This window comes from Nicoliella sp. ESL1149 (genome assembly GCF_058107265.1).
This window is the reverse complement of the sequence record NZ_JBYLUE010000004.1, coordinates 439,870-458,793: the sequence shown is the minus strand read 5'-3', so window position 1 is coordinate 458,793 and position 18,924 is coordinate 439,870. Positions and strand designations below refer to the sequence as shown.

Here is an 18,924-nt window from a genome sequence, read left to right as displayed (position 1 = left end):
AATCGTAACCTCCACCTTGAAAGTTTTATAAGTAAAATGTCAATTTATCATTTATAATTATGTAGTCTACGGACAGACTAATACTTATTATTAATTTTAAGCTTAATTTTAATAAAAAGCAAACATTTACAATCTTTAAACCCCTTTGTATCAGCAGTTTAACTAGTTTTCAAAAATACCAATATGGTCTCCATATTATTAAAATGTCCAAAATTAAGAAAGGATTCATTCAAATGCATATTTTAGAAAATTTTTTTGCTCATCGTTCCCCCGAAGCGATTGCTAAAGATTTATTAGGACGTCGATTTACATATCAAAGTCAACATGGATTAGTTGGAGGATATATCGTTGAAACAGAGGCATATGGCGGAAGTGAAGACTCAACCTCATATGCGGCTTCAAAAAATATTACTAAAAAAATCGTCCCCTGTATGGAGAACCTGGAATGCTATATATTTATAAAATCCATGCCAGATTTGTAATTGGAATTATTAATCAAATGCCTGGAACAGCTAGTGGAATTATGATCAGAGCAATTGAACCAATAATTGGAATTAATATCATGAAAGAAAACCGAAAACAACATGATGCAAATCTTACCAATGGACCAGCAAAATTTATGGAAGCATTAGGCATCAATAACAATAAATATAACTTAACAATGTGTAATCAAGGTGCAATTAAAATTGATTTAAGTCATCGAAGAAAAGCATTGATCAGTTCAAGTGCCAGGATTGGGGTTGCAAGTGGCAAGAATCACGATGATAAGAAAAGATTTTTTGTAACTGGCAATCCATATGTATCAGGAATCAAAAAAAGAGATGTCTTAACTAGTCATGGTTGGCTTAAATAACACTTTTGTTGACGATAATCTATTATGTTACTTATAATAGGTAATGACGCAGTTTCGACTTTTTAAATTTTTTATAGAAAGACGTGATTTTTAATGTCATTTGATGGTATGTTCACTCACGCAATGACGAACGAATTGAATCATACGATAGCAGGTGGTCGAGTAGCAAAATTAAGCCAACCCTACCCCAATGAAGTTATCATTACCATTCGTTCCAATCGTCAAAATTACCCCCTTTTATTATCAGCAAACCCTACTTATGCGAGAACTCAAATTACCCAAATTCCATTCGTTAATCCAAAAGTTCCAACTAACTTCACAATGACGCTTCGTAAATACCTCAGCGGAAGTGTATTGAAAAAAATTACCCAACTTGATAATGATCGGGTCGTTAGATTTCATTTTACAACCAGAAACGAAATTGGTGATTTAAAAGAAATCATCCTAGTAATTGAAATTATGGCTCGCCACAGCAACATCATTTTAGTTGATGCTCAGGACCGTAGAATTATTGATGCTATTAAACGAATTGGGTCAGATCAGAATCGTTATCGAACTTTACTTCCTGGTTCAGAATATATCAATCCTCCAAAACAGGATCTAGTTAATCCATTCGCATTTAACGATTGGCAACAATTAAAAGAATTGTTGATTCAATATCCAAACCAAGAAGTTCTCGCAAAAGAGCTTCAGCATACATTCCAAGGATTTGGTAGAGATACTGCATTACAATTAGCAATCACTCTACATCAGGGTGATAATCCTGAAAAACAATTTAAGACTTTTTTGGATTACTATCAAAAACCTATCCCAACTTTAATTGATGATGGTAAAAAAGCAATTTTTGCAGTTTATCCATTTGAAAAAGAAGCTGAAAACAAGACTTTTAATTCCTTAAGTCAATTATTAGATAGCTACTATCAAACTAAAGTTCAACGTGATCGAGTTCGAGAAAAGGGAACTCATCTAATCCGGATTACTAAAAACGAATTAAAGAAAAATAAGACTAAATTAAAAAAACTTAATCTTACTTTGGATAAAGCTCAACATTCCGATGACTATCGGATCAAAGGTGAAATTTTAACGACTTATCTAAATCAAGTTAAAACTGGGATGGGCGAAATTGAATTACCTAATTTTTACGATGATCAAAAACCGATTAAAATTAAGCTTTCATATAATCGGACTCCTTCTGAAAATGCTCAGTGGTACTTTAAACAATATCAAAAGAGTAAAAATGCAATTGGACATGTGAATGAGCAATTAGCTAAAACTAAGGCTGAAATCAACTACTTCGATAATATCGAAACTCAAATCGAACTGGCTCAACCTAGCGATTTAGATGACATTAATACCGAGCTCCAATCTGAAGGTTATATCAAAAAAAGTCATAAAAAATCTCAAAAACGTAAGAATGCAAAAGCTAGTGCTCCAGAAGAATTCATGAGTGATGATGGAACCTTAATCTTAGTTGGGAAAAACAACTTACAAAATGATAAATTAACACTAAAAACTGCTGATAAACGAAATATTTGGTTGCATGTTCAAAAAATTCATGGATCACACGTTATTATTCGTTCTTTACATCCATCTGAAGAAACCATTTTACAGGCCGCTACTCTCGCAGCATATTTTTCTAAGGGGCGTGAATCTTCAAATGTTCCCGTGGACTATGTACAAGTTAAACATGTTAAAAAACCGAGTGGTGCTAAACCTGGTTTAGTAATTTACGAGGGTCAGACCACTTGTTACGTTACTCCAACCATTGAAGAAGTAAATCATCTACGTGATAATTTAAAAAACGCTAAAAATTAAAATTAAACGAAAAAGATAGGTAGTTGAATATCAACTACCTATCTTTTATTTTATGATTTAATTAGAAGTAAGCTTGAATAAATAAATAACAAGCTAAACCAATTGCTAAAACTCCGACAATTAGCTTCATAATTTTATCAGGAATTCGTCGAACAATTTTTGGCCCAATGTATCCACCAATAAGAACGCCAGCTCCTAACGGTAAAACAAGAATCCAATAAACATGAGAACGAAAAATAAAAACAATCATTGCAACTAAATTACCAAATAATGTTGAAACATTTCTGACCGCATTATAAACAGCATAACGGCCATTCATTGTTTTCGATAAAATTGCATTGGTGATTACTCCAGAAGCAGCTCCGAAATACCCGACATAGCCACCGGTAAGAAACAAAGCAATGTTAGCTAAAATTCTCCCACGATGACTTAATTCAACATTGGCTTGATCATTAGTCTTCTTATCTGGTTTTAAGATTATGATTGCCGCAAAAAAGATAAAGAAAGGCACTAACTTGGGAAACATTTTACTAGAATAATTTATCAATAGATAGGAACCTACAATACTTCCTAAAAAAATCCAAATTGTCGTCGTAATAAGTTCTTTCACGTGTCCCTTTAGTTCTGGTAATGATGATAATCCAGAACCAATTCCATTATAAATCACAGATGAAGTATTAGTTACATTAGCTAATACTGGTGGTAACCCCGTTACATACAATAAAGCTGGGTATGATACGAGTGAAGCCATCCCAACACTACTACTAACAATCCCTGCTACGATTCCTAATGGTAGCAGAGTTAAGATTTGCATAATTGTAAAATGCAATTAAATCCATCCCTTTCAAAATTCACACATTAAAATTAATTATACCACAACTCATCACATTACCTTAATATAATATTAATGTTTTTTAAACTTTTTTAATATTTTCTATTGACTTTAGACATTCTAAAAAGTAGAATTATCAATAAATAAAATTCAAATACAAAATTGCAACGATAAAAGAAAGTTATCGGATTTTCAATTTTCAGCGAGCTTCAGTTGGTGAAAGGAAGCATTTGAAATCTAACATAACGATCCCTTTTTAGCGACACACCGAAATTAGTAACGTGTGTTGGGTACACCCATTACAGTGTCAACGTATTATTTGTACGTTAGTGGTCAATTTTATAATTGATAATTAAGGTGGTACCGTGCGAAAGCACCCTTTTTATAAGGGTGCTTTTTTATTTGAATTTTATATAAAACAAAAGGAGTGTCTCGTTCATGAAAAATTTTTTTAAACGCTTGTTAACAAAACAAGATCCTAGCTTTTACGAGGCTAATGATTCTAAATTAGAACCGAAACTAAAAGCCCGTGATTTATTAGGACTTGGTGTTGGAATGGTTGTTGGAGCTGCCATCTTTACCCTTCCTGGTATCGTTGCAGCTGATCATTCTGGACCAGCAGTTGCTTTATCTTTTATTATCGGTGCTATTGGGGCCGGTTTAGCAGCTTTTGCTTATGCCGAAACCTCATCTGTCCTTCCATATGCTGGGTCTGCTTTCTCCTGGATCAACGTTTTATTCGGTGAATTCTTTGGTTGGTTAACTGGATGGGCACTTCTTGCTGAATATTTCATCTCGGTTGCCTTTGTTGCATCTGGATGGTCAGCTTATGTTCAAGGATTCTTAACTAACCTAGGAGTCAAAATTCCCGTTGCTCTTTCAAGTGGTTTTAATCCAAAAACTGGTGGAGTAGTTGATGTTTTTGCAGCATTTGCCGTTCTTCTTGTTGGAGGATTGCTTTCTCGTGGTGTCGATAAAGTTAGTCAAATTGAGAATGCCATCGTTGTCATTAAACTATTAGTAATTATCTTATTTATCATTGTTGGATTTACAGCAATTCACCCTTCAAATTACGTTCCATTTATTCCTGCTCATAAAGCTGGAACTAGTTTTGGAGGTATCCAAGGTGTTTTTGCTGGAGCTGCTCAGATTTTTCTTGCTTACGTTGGTTTTGATGCAATTGCCGCAAATACAGCTGAAACCAAGAATCCTGAAAAGAACATGCCAATTGGAATTATCGGAACTCTTTTAATTGGAACAGCCTTCTTCGTTGTTGTTTCTCTTGTTTTAGTTGGTATGTTCAAATATAATCTCTACGCTAATAATGCAGAACCAGCTGCTTGGGCGTTAAGAAGAGCTGGCCATTACTTCACTGCTAACTTATTATCTATCGTTGCCATTGTGGGAATGTTTGCTGCTTTAATTGGAATTCATTTAGCCAGTTCTCGATTGATCTATTCCTTTGGAAGAGATGGTTTACTTCCTTCATTCTTAGGAAAGGTAAACAAACATCATTTGCCAAATAATTCATTAGCTGTTGTTACCATCGCAGCTGTTCTTGTCGCTTCTGTTTTTCCATTTACTTTCTTATCTAATCTTGTATCTGCTGGGACGTTAATTGCCTTTATCATGGTTTCACTTTCCATCTATGCATTACGTCCAAGAGAAGGTAAAGACTTACCAATTGCTAAATTCAAGATGCCATTGTATCCAGTCTTACCATTAGTATCTGCTTGTTTTTCTGGTGTTATCTTTTTAAATCTAAGTAATGATGCTAAATTATTAATGTTAGGTTGGTTCGTAATTGGAATTTTAATCTATTTACTTTATGGAATGCGTCACGCTCATCTAAAGAAATAACAAGAAAACGACTATCAACTAGTTGGAAACTAGCTGATAGTCGTTTTTTATTTATTCTCATCACTAAACGCTTGGTTCAACTTAGAAAAATCAACTGTTCCTAATCCTGTCACTTGATTATACAATTTATGCGGTTGTCCAACGTAATAAAGATTATTATTATTTAAACCATCTAAAGGTGTGAAAGGAGAATTAGAATTCTTAGCAAAACGATAAATTTGTGGATTCCAAAATCCCATTCGAACGCCTTGCTTTTGATTTATTAATGCCGCCATTGCTGCAAATTGTGGAGAAACGATACTTGTTCCCCCAACCATTGGATAATACTTACCATTAAGAACAATTCCATATCCAGTTAACGGATTAGCATTTCCCGAAATGTCAGGAACATTTCGACCACTTTTTTTACCATTAATAATATGAACATTGGTCTTAAAAGCATTTTTATTCCATTTACCTGTCTTTAAATTTAGATATTTAATCGCATTATAAGTTCCTGCACCACTGATATGCTTTTGATAATATGGAATTGCAAAGAACTTACTAAAACTTCCTCCGGTCGCCCCATACTTTTTACTCATTTCAGTTGCACTTAAATGTTTCTTTTCTTTATACTCAGCGAGTTCTAATTTAAATTCATTAAGCAGCTTCTGCTTGGTTTTATTGCTTTTTGTTTTTTTAATTAAGCGATTAAATTCCGCAGTAAGTTTTTTAATCGCTTGTTCATTATATTCAGAATTTGTCTTATTAAGATAATCCCAACCAAAATATTGAATATTTGCGGTTTGACTCCAAGCCGTTTCTTGCGGGATTGATACAATTCGATCATGCTTTATTTTTATATCTCTTAATTCCGAATATGAAATTTTACTGATTGGTAAAGTCGTTCCCCCAATTGCGGTTACATATGGTGAAGAAGCTGGAAATGTTGCTGATAATTTTTTCTCGCCAATCGGAAATCCATAAGGTCCATTATCTCCTGACGCATTCATTACTGTAATTCCCTGTGCAGCAGCCTGCTCAAACAACCGATTCTCTAACATAATTTCAGATTTTACAAAATGATTTTCCTGAGAACCAAAACTAGATGAAATTACGCTTACTTTATTACTCCCAATCGCCTTAGCAAATAAATTAGTTGGGTTAGACTGATTATGGTCACCTAAATAAGTAATAATTCTTGCTCCCGGAGCAATTACACTTGCTTGTTCCACATCCATCGTTGTTTCGTTCCCATATCCTTTTCCAATTGAATGATTAACAAAGATCTTTTTGATTCGGTTTATGTTCGAGTTGAGATGTTCGTGTTCCCAATATTTTTGGACATCTTTAGAATTAAAATTTTCTTGCCCAATAATTCCGATAGCTTGACCAGATCCATTATTACCATTGTCATAAAGAGAATTCGTATTATAGCTACGGCCAAATTTCTTATAGGAACGATCTCTAATATTGGAATCATGTGATGTTTTTACAACATTTTGAGAATCTCCATTATTACCATTAGAATGCTTGTTTTTGGTATTACTATACAAACTCGTTAGAATTAGCTTTTGAATATCATTTCTTATCATCCGTTTAGGACGCGAAACAATAGAAGCTGATTGATAGATATAATGTTTGTTAACATCTTGACTAATTTTAACTCCAAAAACTTTTTCGATATCCTTTGTTTTCCCACTAACGTTCATGACGATATTTCCAGGATAAGTTGCGGCTCTTAAATGATTTTTCTTTAAATAGTGACCCATTACTGTCACTTTTTTATTGGATAATCCATATTGATTTGCAAACTGTTGAGGCGTTAAATACTTATGAAAATTTGCATTTCCAGGTGTAACAGTTTTATAAATAAAATTATGTAACTTTTGGCTATGCCGTCCTCTTAGGCTAATCATTAACGTTTGCTGCTTGTTCAGATTTACGTTTATCTGCTTAGCATCAGCTTGATAATTCCAAATAATCACAAAAAAAGCGATTGGTAATAACATTATCATTAAGCCAATTCTTGTTCGTCGTTTCATTAATTCCACTCCTTGATAAATTAACTTCATAATATCGACATAACGATTTGGATACAATTCAAAATAAAAAAGCATCTTAGCTAAAAGCTATAAATGCTCATCTATTAATTTAAACTATGTTCAAATTGATGTTCCATCATATCAGAAGCATATTTAAAAGCTAGCGGTTTATCATCATTAGAAACCGGTTGGACTTCAATTACTGCATCTTCATTAAAACGAGCTAAATTATTTAATGGTAAAGTTTCACCTGTCCGATGAAGAACGAGCTTATAATATTGACTAGCAGGCTTTTCTTCATTTGCAAGGGTTTCAAAAATTGCATCAACATTATCCACTAAGTAATCTTCAATTCCGACCTCATTAACAAATGCAGCTAAAGTTTCTTGAAGTTTCGATCTGTTTTGGAATGTATCCTCCAAATTAACACGATAAATGAATTGCCCATCTTTACGTTCATTTTCTAACTTTTGCATGAATTGATCAACTTTATTAATATAGACATTCACATCAGAATTATCATTCTGTTCTGATTTTAATTGATCAAATTCATCTTGTAATTTATTATCAGCCATCTAATCCCCTCCAAAACTTAAAATCTAATCTCATTATAGAATTTTAAAGGGCTCAGGTAAATTAATTTGATTTACGTATGTGTAAAATTTGGTATCCAAAAATACAAATCATTATGATAGCAACAAAAATAGCAAAACTCATTAAACCACTTTCATTTCCACCCCATGGGGAAATTGGATCTAATGCTGACATTACAAATGGTGTAATTGCAGTCCCTACATTACATCCAACAAGAAGAACAGAATTTGCTAATGCTCTAGAACCCTTAGGAGCCAAATCTTGAGCTTTAGCAAAGACAAATGTTCCTGATAACGGGTATGAAAATCCAGCAATAATCACTCCTAAAACAACCATCCAAAGTTGACCAGCATAATTAATTAACATCGCCCCAAGCATCAATGCTAATAATCCTAATGGTAATACATATTGACGAATTCGACTAAATACTTGCCCAAATAAGAATCCCATTGCCATTCCGGCAACTGCATTAATCGAAATTACAATACTTGAAACTGTAGCACTTCCAAAACCATGGTTAACGATAATACTTGGCGTAATAACATTAACAATGGTTTGTCCAATTGTCATAATAATTAAGAATAAGCATGAAATAATAACTGGAAAATTAACCGTTTCCTTAGGTTTATCATTTTTAGTTTCTTTATCTGTATCAGCATGAATTTGAATATCTGGAACCATCTTCCAGAAGAAAACAAGAACTAATAAGATTAACCCATAAGCTAAGAAAGATACTTGCCAACTAATGTTCAATAAAATTCCAATCATGATGTTCATGATACAAAGACCAATTGGTTCAAAGGCATTTCTTTTTCCAAGCATCTGAGCTCTATCATCACCACTATATAGAATCGTAATGATCGTAATAGCAAGTGAATTAAATAGCCCAATTCCAATTCCAAAGATAATTCTGGATCCAAGAATCAACCAAATATTATTTAGAATCGCAGGTAAAATCCCAAAAATTCCCATTAACAACATTCCAAGACCAATCATTTTCTTAACTCCAAAACGAGCCGCAATACTTGCTGAAAATAACAAAACAATAAATGCAGGAATTTGTTGAATTGTTGCAATTAAATTAATCATTGAACTTGGAACACTGGGGAAACTCTTTTGCATTTCAGGTAACGCAGGAGCAATTGAAGTCCCTGTAGTGATAACAAGAGATACTGCCAAAACAGCGAACCGATTCATGAATTTATTTTGATTCCAATCTGACGCTTTTAACATTCCAAAAACCTTCTTCCAATATTTTCATGATGTAACTTTAACATCTATAGTTATACCTCTTTTTTCTTTTTTATGCAAGCGCTTACATTGATAAAAATAAAAATGTTTCTCATTCATGAGAAACACCTTATCTTTAAATCGGATGAATCATACTATTCCACTTAATTCCTGCAAACGTCGTTAGTGATTTACCATTTTCTTTAAATTGATGATTTTTATAAAATGGAATCAGTTCATTCTTACAATCTAAAACAACTGCCTTTTTATCCATCAATTTAGCTAGCAACAGCGCCCGTCGAATCAATTGCCCAGCAATTCCATGGCCTTGTGCTGATGGTAAAACAGCTAAACTCAAAATTGCAAAATACTTTGTCGGCTGATCAGTTAAATCAGCAGCAACATAATCATCATCATTCAAATGTTCATGATCAATGGGACTCCCAATCATTATTCCAATAATATGACCATCTTTATCTCTAGCTACCATACAAGTTTTTCTATGATTAGTTAGATTTACATTCATTTCATCTCGTGATAATTGTTCGTCATCGCTAAAACACGTTGATTCAACGATATACATTGCATCAGCATCAGTGGGCTGGGGTAATCCATAAGTAATTTCCATAGAATCCTCATTTCTTTTTAGTCAAGATCATCATCGTCATTATCTGCTAAACTAATCAATTCATCTAAATAATCAGCGGCATTTTCATATGATTGTGCCATTGCATCATCAACATCAGGATTTTCTGCCATATTGTAACAAGCATCCCTTGCAATTGATAATTGTTCAGCATTTAACAAAATTCCTATTCACCATCCTTAAAATCAGCTTTACCAGCTAAATCACGCATTGATTCATAAGATTGTAATTCGTTCTTTAAAGTTTCGATAGTTCCTTCAACACTCCGTGAACCTAATGGTAAGTGAAGTGGAAGTTCGTCAAAATGATTTTCAACTTGATCATAAATTATTTCGGCAGCCTTATCAGGATCACCTTGTTCATGATGAGCACGTTCTGACATTGACTTAATTTGAGCATTCAATTCTGCATAATCAGGATTATCAGATAAGTGCTTTTCAGCACTAGCTGCCCAGTCAGTTCTAAATGCACTTGGTTCAACTAACATTACCTTAATTCCAAGTGGTGCTACTTCACGAGCCATACTTTGACTAATTCCTTCAACAGCAAACTTAGTCCCTGTATAGAATGAAACATCAAGAAAGGCATTTAATCCAGACATTGATGACATATTAATAATGGCTCCTGATTTTTGTTTTCTCATAATTGGAAGCACTGCTCTTGTTAAGTTAACCAATCCCCAGACATTAATATCAAACATTTTATGAACTTGTTTCATATCACTTTCTTCAAAATTACCTAAATAACCAATTCCCGCATTATTAACTAAAACATCAATGCGATTATAAACATCATAGGCAACATTAACCGTTTCTTTAATATCAGTTGGATTTGTAACATCTAACTGTGTTTTTTGAATTTGACCATGATTATAGTGATTCAAATAGTCCAATTCAGTTTCTGGATGACGTGCTGTTACAACTAAGTTAACGTCATCTTGTTGTGCTAAATAAAGTGCTAAACTCTTACCAAAACCAGTATGAGCTCCAGTAACTAACCATGTTTTTTTCATAATTCTATCGCTCCTTTTTATATTTCAAGTCAATTGTACCAACTTCATTTCATAACTGCATGCAAAAAGCACTACCAGTTAAATCGATAGTGCTTAATTTATTAATTATTTAATTTTTAAAGCAACTTTTTTATTTCGATGAGTCATTTGGAAACATAAGATTCCAATTAAAACAATCGCTGCAATTACAATGTAAATCATAATTCCAGGTTTGTAACCACCAAAAGGTGAAAATGAATCGAATACTCCGATGACTATGGGTGAAACCGCTGTTCCAATATTACATCCTACTAATAAAATTGAATTAGCTAATCCAGTTGAATTTTCAGGAGCAACCGTACTCATCAAGTTAAAGACATATGTTCCAGAGAAAGCATATGAAATTCCAGCAATAATCAAGCCAATCGTCAATACCCAGACATTAGGAGCATAGTTATAAATAATCAAGCCGACAATTAATAAAATCACTCCAAAAGGAAGGACAAATCTTCGCATTAATTTGAAGAAAGTTCCGAACAAAAATCCCATTAACATGCTCATTAATGTTAATGCAGTAATAACATAGCTAGATTGAGTAGCAGTACCTAAATGATTATCAACCATAATGGATGGTGTCAAAACAAATAAAATGGCACTTCCCATTGTCATCATTGCACAAAAAAAGCCTGCTCCAATAACAGCTAAATTTACAGTTTCCTTATGGCTAACCTCACCATTTTTTGTTTCTTCACCCATTGAAATATTTGGTACCATTTTAACGAATAATAACCAAACAGGGATGATCAAAGCATAAGTCAAAAATGAAACGTGCCAATTAATCGTTAATAAGAAACCAATAATTAAGTTCGCAATACATAATCCAATTGGTTCAAATGCAGTTCTATTTCCCAACATTTGAGCTTGATCATCTTTATTGTATAACAATGAAATAATTGTAACGGCCAATGAGTTAAGTAACCCAATTCCAACTCCAAACAAAAGTCTAGAAGCAAAAATTAACCAAAAATTAGTTAAGATTGCAGGTAGCATTCCAGCGATTCCCATCACCAAAATTCCACACGAAATAACTCTTTTAATTCCAAAACGTAGGGCAATTTGTGAAGAAAAAAGCAAAACGATAAAAGCAGGAATTTGTTGGACAGTTGCCAACATATCTACAATCGACCTTGGATAATTAGAAAAGGCTTTTTCCAACTCTGGTAATACTGGTGTAATTGCTGTACCAGTCGTAATTACCAATGATACTGCTAGAATCGCAAAACGATGCATTAGTGTTTTAGGATTCCAATTTTGAACATCATTTGACATTATAAACAACTCCATTCGTATGTAATAGTTTGTTTTAATTTTCACAAACTATTATAACACCAATGAAATAATTTAAAAATTATTTAAGCCTGAACCATTTATAATTAATTTGATTAATCCGGTATTGATAGTTACCATCATCGATCAATTTACCGTCTTTTACATACAACCAACCACCGGCACTACTAACAATTTTTATATTCTTACCCTTTTTTAATTTGAATTGAGCAATTTTTTTAGATTTATATTCCGGAATAGCCATTTTATATTCTTTAACCGTGACTGTCTTTTTTAATTTAACACTTCGTGGTTTCATCCAATAAGAAGAGTCCATATCTGGAACTTTAGATGCAGATACGGTTCCAACACCTAGACTACCTCCAAATAAAGTAATCATCAACACTCCAATAAATTTTTTCATTAATATCACTCCTGTAATTTATTACTTATAATTTATTATTTATCGGCAACCGTAAATCTCTGTAAATGATGCGCTGGCTTTTCAATTTCATCGATTACTGCTTTGGCTAAAGTAACATATGATATCCTAGATTGTCCAGCTTGGTTCCTTAAAACGTAATTATCACCAACTTGATATTTTTTTAGTTTTCCTTCATAAACATCAACTGCTGGTGATACTCCTAACCAATTAACATCGTCAATATCACGTAAAAATAAATATTCTTGTAACTGTTGACGAACAATTGGTATATATTCTTTCATCATAGGCATATTTTTAAGATCCTGTAAAACGAGGTGTTCATGCCCAATTCCTGTTAATAAACTGCTAGATCCCAACATGAATATTAACTTTGGTGCATGAGTATTTCGAAACATCGCAATCAGTTTTGTTGCTACATCAACTTGCAAATATGCTTTATCTATTGGTGGTAAATAAGTATCAATAATTACGTCAAAATTTACTAATTGTTCCCTAATTAATTCCATTGGATTCCCAACAATCAATGGTGTGGTTTGACCAAAAAGTTTATAAGCTTTTTCAACATCCTCATCAATCGCTGTCATTTGATTTCCAGTAATCGTTCCTTGACGCATAATTGCATTTCCAGTTAATGTTGTTGCGCCAATCACCGCAATTTTCATTTCTAAAAACTCCTTAATATACAAATATATAGTACTCATTGTAATTAGAAATAAAAAGAAGGCAATTAAAATGCCTTCTAAAGATATCTTAATGTTTAATTAATCTAACTCTATACATCGCTTTGATTTGCTTAATTTGATTCAATAGATCAGTAGATGGTTCCTGATCCAAATCGATTAAAGTGTAGGCAACCTTGTCACGAGAACCATTATTCATTGATTCAATATTTAAATCATGATTGGCTAATAAAGTTGTCATTTGACCAACCATGTTTGGAACGTTTTCGTGAATTAATGTTAATCGGTAAGGAGCATTAAATGCAGCTTGAACTTCAGGTAAGTTAACTGAGCCTTTGATGTTCCCAGTCGTTAAAAATCTCATAATGATATTTGCTCCCCGAATTGCACCATTTGATTCAGCTTCGATCGTTGATCCCCCAATGTGAGGAGTAAAAATAACGTCATCACGACCAACTAAAACCGGGTCACCAAAATCTGTAATGTAAGTACTTAAAATTCCTTTATCAAGTCCTGCAACTGCATCATCATTATTCACAATTCCGAGACGAGAATAATTAAATAGGTGGGCACCCTTTTTCATTTTTGAAATAATATTCTTATCAATTAAACCAGTTGTTTCCTTATTTTTGGGAACATGAACGGTAACAAAATCAGCATCTGCGACTGCCTTTTGAATGGAATCTGCTCGATTGATTTCATTTGATAATTGCCAAGCAGCATTCGCTGAAAGATATGGGTCATAACCAGTAACTTCCATCCCTAAATCATTAGCAGCATTTGCAACTAAGGAACCAACATGCCCCAATCCAATTACTGCCACTTTTTTATTCAATAATTCAGTTCCTTTAAATCTAGGATCTTTTTTCTTCATTAGAGAAATATCAGCATCAATATTATGTTGCGCAAAATCAGCTACCGCAAATAAATTTCTTGCCGATTCAATCATCATTGCTATAACGGCTTCTTTAACAGCATTAGCATTACTTCCGGGAGTATTAAAAACTGCCACCCCTTGTTTGGTAGCCCGATCCAATGGAACATTATTATATCCTGCCCCAGCACGTGCAATTACTTTTAAGTTTTGAGGAAGTTCCTGTTCATTTAAATTGACCGAACGAATCAAGTACGCATCTGGATCATCTGTTTGGTTGATTTTAAATTGATCAGTAAAACGGTCTAATCCTGCTTGGGCAATCGCATTATATGTTTTTACTTGGTAATCTTTATTCATTATCTTCTCTCCTTAATTCTGTTCTTCAAATTCAGTTAGACATTTAATCAATGCCTTAACACCTTCAATCGGCATGGCGTTATACAAACTGGCTCTTAAACCACCAACGCTACGGTGTCCCTTAATATTTTTAATTCCGCGTTCATCAGCAAATTGAACTAATTTAGTATCAATAGCTTCATCTCCAGAAGTAAAGGTAATGTTCACAATTGAACGTTGGTCTTTTTTAACATGGTTTGTAAACATCTTAGAATTATCCAAGTAATCATAAAGCAATTTAGCTTTTTCACGATTAAGCTTTTCAATCGCATCAATCCCACCTTGGTTTTTGATCCATTTGGCAACTAAACCACAAGCATAAATTGCAAAAGTTGGTGGAGTATTGAACATCGAATCTTTTTTAACATATGGGACATAGTCAAGTACTTTAGGAGTATGTTCTCTAGGATCTATTAAATCATCTCGGACAATAACGATTGTCACACCTGCAGGACCAACATTCTTTTGAGCTCCAGCGAAGATTAACCCGAAGTCCTTAACGTTATATCTTTCTGCCATGAAATTAGAGGACATATCGCCGACCAAAGTTAATCCAGGATGTTTTGGAAGCATATCAGCATGATAGGTCGTTCCCTCAATCGTATTATTGATCGTCGCATATAAATAATCATATTCTTTAGGACTTAGTTCTTTATTTGAAAAAGGAAGTTCCTGATAATGATCAGCTTTAGTATCAGCAACGATATCAACATCATAACCTAGGTCTTTAGCTTCATCAGCTGCCCCCGTAGCCCAATGTCCACTGTCTAATAATGCAATTTTTTTATGATGGTTCGCTAAATTCAATGGAACTGCAGCAAATTGTCCAGTTCCACCACCTTGACAGAATAAAATATGATAATTATCCGGCACTTTTAACAATTCCTTGATGGTTAATTTTGTTTCATCAATAATTCCTTGAAACAAATCACTACGATGAGAAATCTCTAAGATACTCATCCCGCTTCCATTTACAGAAAGCATTTCATCTTGAATTTGCTTTAAAACAGGTTGAGGTAAAACGGCTGGTCCAGCTGAAAAATTATAAACTTTCATTACAATAACTTCCTTTTCCAAAATTTAGAATACAAAAAGACCTTACAGCAATCATGCTGTAAGGTCTTTAAAATTAGCCACCCCACAGTCATGATTGAATCATTCGTGTGCGGCGATTGACGTCAGTAAGAATAGCCTACACGAATAAAAGTGCAGACTTGGAAGAGACACGTTTAATATTAAAATGTTCGGTTTTAATCATCATTGTGACAACTTCCTTTCTTTTTGTTGATTAAATAATAACTTAATTTTTATTAGGATGCAAGTAGTAATTTGAGAAAAAAGGTTAATTATGTAATAATATTAAAAAATCAAAGGAGGACATCATGACTGAATTCTACTTCATTCGACATGGCCAAACAACTGCCAATGTCCAAGGATTAAAACAAGGAACCATTAATACCCCCATTACTAATTTAACTGAACAAGGTAAACGTCAAGCTCAAAATTTACACGAACATTTCCCAATTGATTTTGCTGATCAAATTATCGTTAGTCCCCTTCAAAGAACTAAGGATACAGCCTCAATCATTAATCAAGATGCACATTTACAAATGACAATTGACGAACGTTTATTGGAAATTTCATATGGCAATTGGGATGGTAAAAAGAATGCTGATTTAAAAGCTCAACACCCTGAAGTTTTTGATAATGAACTCAACGACGTTCTACCTAATTATGCCCCATTAGCAGATGGTGAAACATTTAAAGCAGTTACCGACCGAGTTCAATCGTTTATGAGTGAATATGCTAATAACTACCCTGATCAAAAAATAATTGTTGTTACCCATGGATTTACCATCAAAGCTGCAATGATGGCCGCAATGGGAACTGGACCAGATCCAATGTTGATTGCAGAACCAGACAACACAAGTGTGACTCATATAATTTTAAATAATAAATATTACATTCGTGAATATAATCAAACGTTTTAATTAGAAACTCCTGAATACATTTCAGGAGTTTTTTTATACCACTGACCAATTATTTTTAACCACTTACTGAAAATTAATCACAAAAATGATTTTTCTAACTATTCTTATTACATAAGGAGTTGAAAAATCATGTCACTTTTAAGTGCTAAAAACATTACTCAGAAATATGGAAAAAAAGTTGCTGTTGATGATATTAGTTTGACAGTGCAAAAAGGTCAATTGGTTGCTTTCTTAGGCCCCAATGGTGCTGGCAAATCAACAACTATCAAAATGTTAACCGGAGTTGAACGTCCTACTCATGGACATGTTGAAATTGGTGGGTACCCATCAAATGATTACCATTTTCGAAAGCAAATTGGAATTGTTTTTCAGAACAGTATTTTAGATGGTGATTTAACTGTTAAACAAAATCTCGAATTAAGAATCAAAATGTATCATCATTTGGATTCTAAATTTATTGATACAATTAAACAAGAATTAAAAATCAATTTAATTATGAATCAAAAATACAATACCTTATCAGGAGGACAGCGCCGACGAGTTGATATTGCTAGAGCACTAATCAATAAACCAAAATTACTCTTCTTAGATGAACCAACGACTGGTTTAGATATTCAAACTAGAAACACTATCTGGCAGTTCTTAAACCATTTACGAAATATTTATCATTTAACCATTATTTTAACGACTCATTACTTAGAAGAAACTAATGATGCAGATGATGTTTACATCTTAGACCATGGCAATATTATCGCACACAACACCGTTACTGAACTCAAAAAGAAATATCTTAAACACAGTTTAACGTTGAATTGTAATGATACCAAAAAAGTGGAATCATTCCTGAAAGCAGAATGGCATCCCAAAATCAAAGGTTCTCAAATTCAAATTTTAATGCCTGATAATAAAACGACCCTAAACTTTTTAAATCAAGTCAATTCATTCATTAATGACTGGGAATATCGGCGTGGTGACATGAATGATATCTTTATTGCATTGACTGGAAAGGAGATTCGATAATGTTTGCACTAATCGAAAGAAATTTAACCATTTATTTCAAAAATCATATTCGTGTTTTTTATTCTATGTTAGGAAGTTTAATTTCAATTGGAATTTATCTTTTATTTCTTAAAAATCAAATGCAATCTTCCTGGCAACAAGTTCCAAATACTAGTAAATTACTAGATCCATGGTTAATAAGTGGAACACTTACGGTAACTGCCATTACAACTAGTTTTGCAGCTCTATCACAGATGGTGATTGATCGTGAAAATCACTCAATTATCGATATTGAATTAACTGATATCAAAAAATGGCAAATTTTAGCTGCTTATCTTACTTCAGCTGTCATCATTAGTGCAATCCTACAAACAATTGCTTTTGTGATTATGCAAAGTTATTTTCAAATTTCTGATCACATCACTAATAATTGGAATCTCTTCCCACAGTTGTTAGTAATTATTATTTTAAATAGTTTCGTTTGGACTAGTTTTGCGCTTATACTATGTACATTCTTTAAAAAAGAGCAATCATTCAGTGCATTGAACAGTATTATTGGGACCGCTTCTGGATTTTTTGCTGGTGTTTATTTACCAATATCAACAATGCCTACTTTTGCACAAAATATTATTAAAATGACACCTGCACCATACACTACTTCATTGTATCGGCACCTACTAATGGAACACCAATTAAATAAGTCTTTTAGACATGTCCCTTCTCATATTTTACAATCATTCAAAAATCAAATGGGAATTACTCTAAAAATAAAACATATCTTATCTTTCAATGAAACTATTTTTGTAATTATTATTTTCACAATAGTTTTTATTGTTATTACTTTATTGATTAATGTTCTTAATAACCGCCACCATGTATAATGTTAATTATTAAGGAGTGGTGGATATGAAAATTAATTTTGAACAGGATTCCTCATTAAATCCAAATGAAATTAAAGTCACTGTCTCAGCTAATAATTTATCACCATCAGTTGTTGAATTGATTCATCAAGTGGAAAAATTACAAAATCAATTTTCCTCTGTCCTACCAATCAAACTATCTGATCAAATTAAAATGATTCAAATCAATGACATCATTGCTGTAGAAGTATTCAACAACCAAATTATTTTCCATACTATTGAAGATGCTTATTCAACGAATGGCCAATTAAAGCGTGTCATGGAAAAACTTAACCCAAATAACTTTGTTCAAATTTCAAGAAGCGTGATTATTAATATCGATATGCTGGAATATTTAGAAGCTGGTTTTTCAGGTAATTTAACAGCTTTTTTAGATCATGACTTAAAATTTAACGTTAGTCGGAAATTTGTTCCTGAATTAAAAGCAAAGTTAAGGATGTGATAA

20 protein-coding genes are annotated in these 18,924 nt (G+C 33.1%); 8 read left to right on the top strand and 12 right to left on the bottom strand.

The window, feature by feature from the left end; genetic code table 11:
* The first annotated feature begins 233 nt into the window (after positions 1–233).
* The 3 genes from AC3B6G_RS08240 to AC3B6G_RS08230 all read left to right on the top strand — a co-directional run bounded on the left by AC3B6G_RS08240 (position 234) and on the right by AC3B6G_RS08230 (position 2,668).
* Complete coding sequence (locus AC3B6G_RS08240) at positions 234–482, top strand: DNA-3-methyladenine glycosylase (RefSeq protein ID WP_489849937.1); 249 nt, start codon at positions 234–236, stop codon at positions 480–482.
* Complete coding sequence (locus AC3B6G_RS08235; RefSeq protein WP_489849936.1) at positions 446–853, top strand: DNA-3-methyladenine glycosylase; 408 nt, start codon at positions 446–448, stop codon at positions 851–853. Before AC3B6G_RS08240 ends, AC3B6G_RS08235 begins: the two co-directional genes overlap by 37 nt.
* A gap of 93 nt (positions 854–946) precedes the next feature.
* Positions 947–2,668 carry an NFACT RNA binding domain-containing protein gene (locus tag AC3B6G_RS08230; RefSeq protein ID WP_489849935.1) on the top strand — a complete coding sequence of 574 codons (1,722 nt, stop codon included), beginning with the start codon at positions 947–949 and terminating at the stop codon, positions 2,666–2,668.
* Between the two features lie 61 nt (positions 2,669–2,729).
* Here AC3B6G_RS08230 and AC3B6G_RS08225 read toward each other — a convergent pair whose 3' ends face one another.
* Entirely contained in the window at positions 2,730–3,497 is a 768-nt protein-coding gene (locus tag AC3B6G_RS08225; protein WP_489849934.1) for a sulfite exporter TauE/SafE family protein, read from the bottom strand.
* 441 nt (positions 3,498–3,938) lie between these two features.
* Here AC3B6G_RS08225 and AC3B6G_RS08220 point away from each other — a divergent pair, with 441 nt between their 5' ends.
* Positions 3,939–5,360: an APC family permease gene (locus AC3B6G_RS08220; protein WP_489849933.1), complete on the top strand. Its 1,422-nt coding sequence runs from the start codon at positions 3,939–3,941 to the stop codon at positions 5,358–5,360.
* A gap of 47 nt (positions 5,361–5,407) precedes the next feature.
* On the opposite strand, the gene AC3B6G_RS08215 is transcribed toward AC3B6G_RS08220, so the two are convergent.
* From AC3B6G_RS08215 to serC, 11 genes are all read right to left on the bottom strand, one after another.
* The gene (locus tag AC3B6G_RS08215) at positions 5,408–7,384 is read right to left on the bottom strand and encodes a S53 family peptidase (protein WP_489849932.1); all 1,977 of its coding nucleotides are present in this window, start codon (positions 7,382–7,384) and stop codon (positions 5,408–5,410) included.
* A gap of 104 nt (positions 7,385–7,488) precedes the next feature.
* The gene (locus AC3B6G_RS08210) at positions 7,489–7,959 is read right to left on the bottom strand and encodes a hypothetical protein (protein WP_489849931.1); all 471 of its coding nucleotides are present in this window, start codon (positions 7,957–7,959) and stop codon (positions 7,489–7,491) included.
* Positions 7,960–8,020: 61 nt separating this feature from the next.
* A complete protein-coding gene (locus AC3B6G_RS08205; protein WP_489849930.1) occupies positions 8,021–9,211 on the bottom strand; it encodes an MFS transporter in 1,191 nt (396 codons plus the stop codon).
* A 133-nt stretch (positions 9,212–9,344) separates the two neighbouring features.
* Positions 9,345–9,836, bottom strand: a complete 492-nt coding sequence (locus AC3B6G_RS08200; RefSeq protein WP_489849929.1) for a GNAT family N-acetyltransferase — start codon at positions 9,834–9,836, stop codon at positions 9,345–9,347.
* Between the two features lie 17 nt (positions 9,837–9,853).
* Positions 9,854–10,015, bottom strand: a complete 162-nt coding sequence (locus AC3B6G_RS08195) for a hypothetical protein (RefSeq protein ID WP_489849928.1) — start codon at positions 10,013–10,015, stop codon at positions 9,854–9,856.
* A gap of 5 nt (positions 10,016–10,020) precedes the next feature.
* Positions 10,021–10,866, bottom strand: a complete 846-nt coding sequence (locus tag AC3B6G_RS08190; protein ID WP_489849927.1) for an SDR family NAD(P)-dependent oxidoreductase — start codon at positions 10,864–10,866, stop codon at positions 10,021–10,023.
* A 105-nt stretch (positions 10,867–10,971) separates the two neighbouring features.
* Positions 10,972–12,174: an MFS transporter gene (locus tag AC3B6G_RS08185; protein ID WP_489849926.1), complete on the bottom strand. Its 1,203-nt coding sequence runs from the start codon at positions 12,172–12,174 to the stop codon at positions 10,972–10,974.
* 79 nt (positions 12,175–12,253) lie between these two features.
* A complete protein-coding gene (locus AC3B6G_RS08180) occupies positions 12,254–12,595 on the bottom strand; it encodes a hypothetical protein (protein WP_489849925.1) in 342 nt (113 codons plus the stop codon).
* Between the two features lie 35 nt (positions 12,596–12,630).
* On the bottom strand, positions 12,631–13,278 hold the full coding sequence (locus AC3B6G_RS08175; RefSeq protein WP_489849924.1) for an NAD(P)-dependent oxidoreductase: 648 nt from the start codon (positions 13,276–13,278) through the stop codon (positions 12,631–12,633).
* 88 nt (positions 13,279–13,366) lie between these two features.
* Positions 13,367–14,530 (bottom strand): phosphoglycerate dehydrogenase, encoded by a 1,164-nt coding sequence (locus AC3B6G_RS08170; protein WP_489849923.1) that lies wholly within the window; start codon positions 14,528–14,530, stop codon positions 13,367–13,369.
* A gap of 12 nt (positions 14,531–14,542) precedes the next feature.
* The gene (gene serC, locus AC3B6G_RS08165) at positions 14,543–15,625 is read right to left on the bottom strand and encodes a 3-phosphoserine/phosphohydroxythreonine transaminase (RefSeq protein WP_489849922.1); all 1,083 of its coding nucleotides are present in this window, start codon (positions 15,623–15,625) and stop codon (positions 14,543–14,545) included.
* A 326-nt stretch (positions 15,626–15,951) separates the two neighbouring features.
* Here serC and AC3B6G_RS08160 point away from each other — a divergent pair, with 326 nt between their 5' ends.
* From AC3B6G_RS08160 to AC3B6G_RS08145, 4 genes are all read left to right on the top strand, one after another.
* A complete protein-coding gene (locus AC3B6G_RS08160; RefSeq protein WP_489849921.1) occupies positions 15,952–16,560 on the top strand; it encodes a histidine phosphatase family protein in 609 nt (202 codons plus the stop codon).
* A gap of 129 nt (positions 16,561–16,689) precedes the next feature.
* Positions 16,690–17,580 (top strand): ABC transporter ATP-binding protein, encoded by an 891-nt coding sequence (locus AC3B6G_RS08155; protein ID WP_489849920.1) that lies wholly within the window; start codon positions 16,690–16,692, stop codon positions 17,578–17,580.
* Positions 17,580–18,440, top strand: a complete 861-nt coding sequence (locus AC3B6G_RS08150) for an ABC transporter permease (RefSeq protein WP_489849919.1) — start codon at positions 17,580–17,582, stop codon at positions 18,438–18,440. The genes AC3B6G_RS08155 and AC3B6G_RS08150 overlap by 1 nt, the downstream gene beginning before the upstream one ends.
* 25 nt (positions 18,441–18,465) lie before the next feature.
* Entirely contained in the window at positions 18,466–18,921 is a 456-nt protein-coding gene (locus AC3B6G_RS08145) for a LytTR family DNA-binding domain-containing protein (RefSeq protein ID WP_489849918.1), read from the top strand.
* The last annotated feature ends 3 nt before the right edge of the window (positions 18,922–18,924 follow it).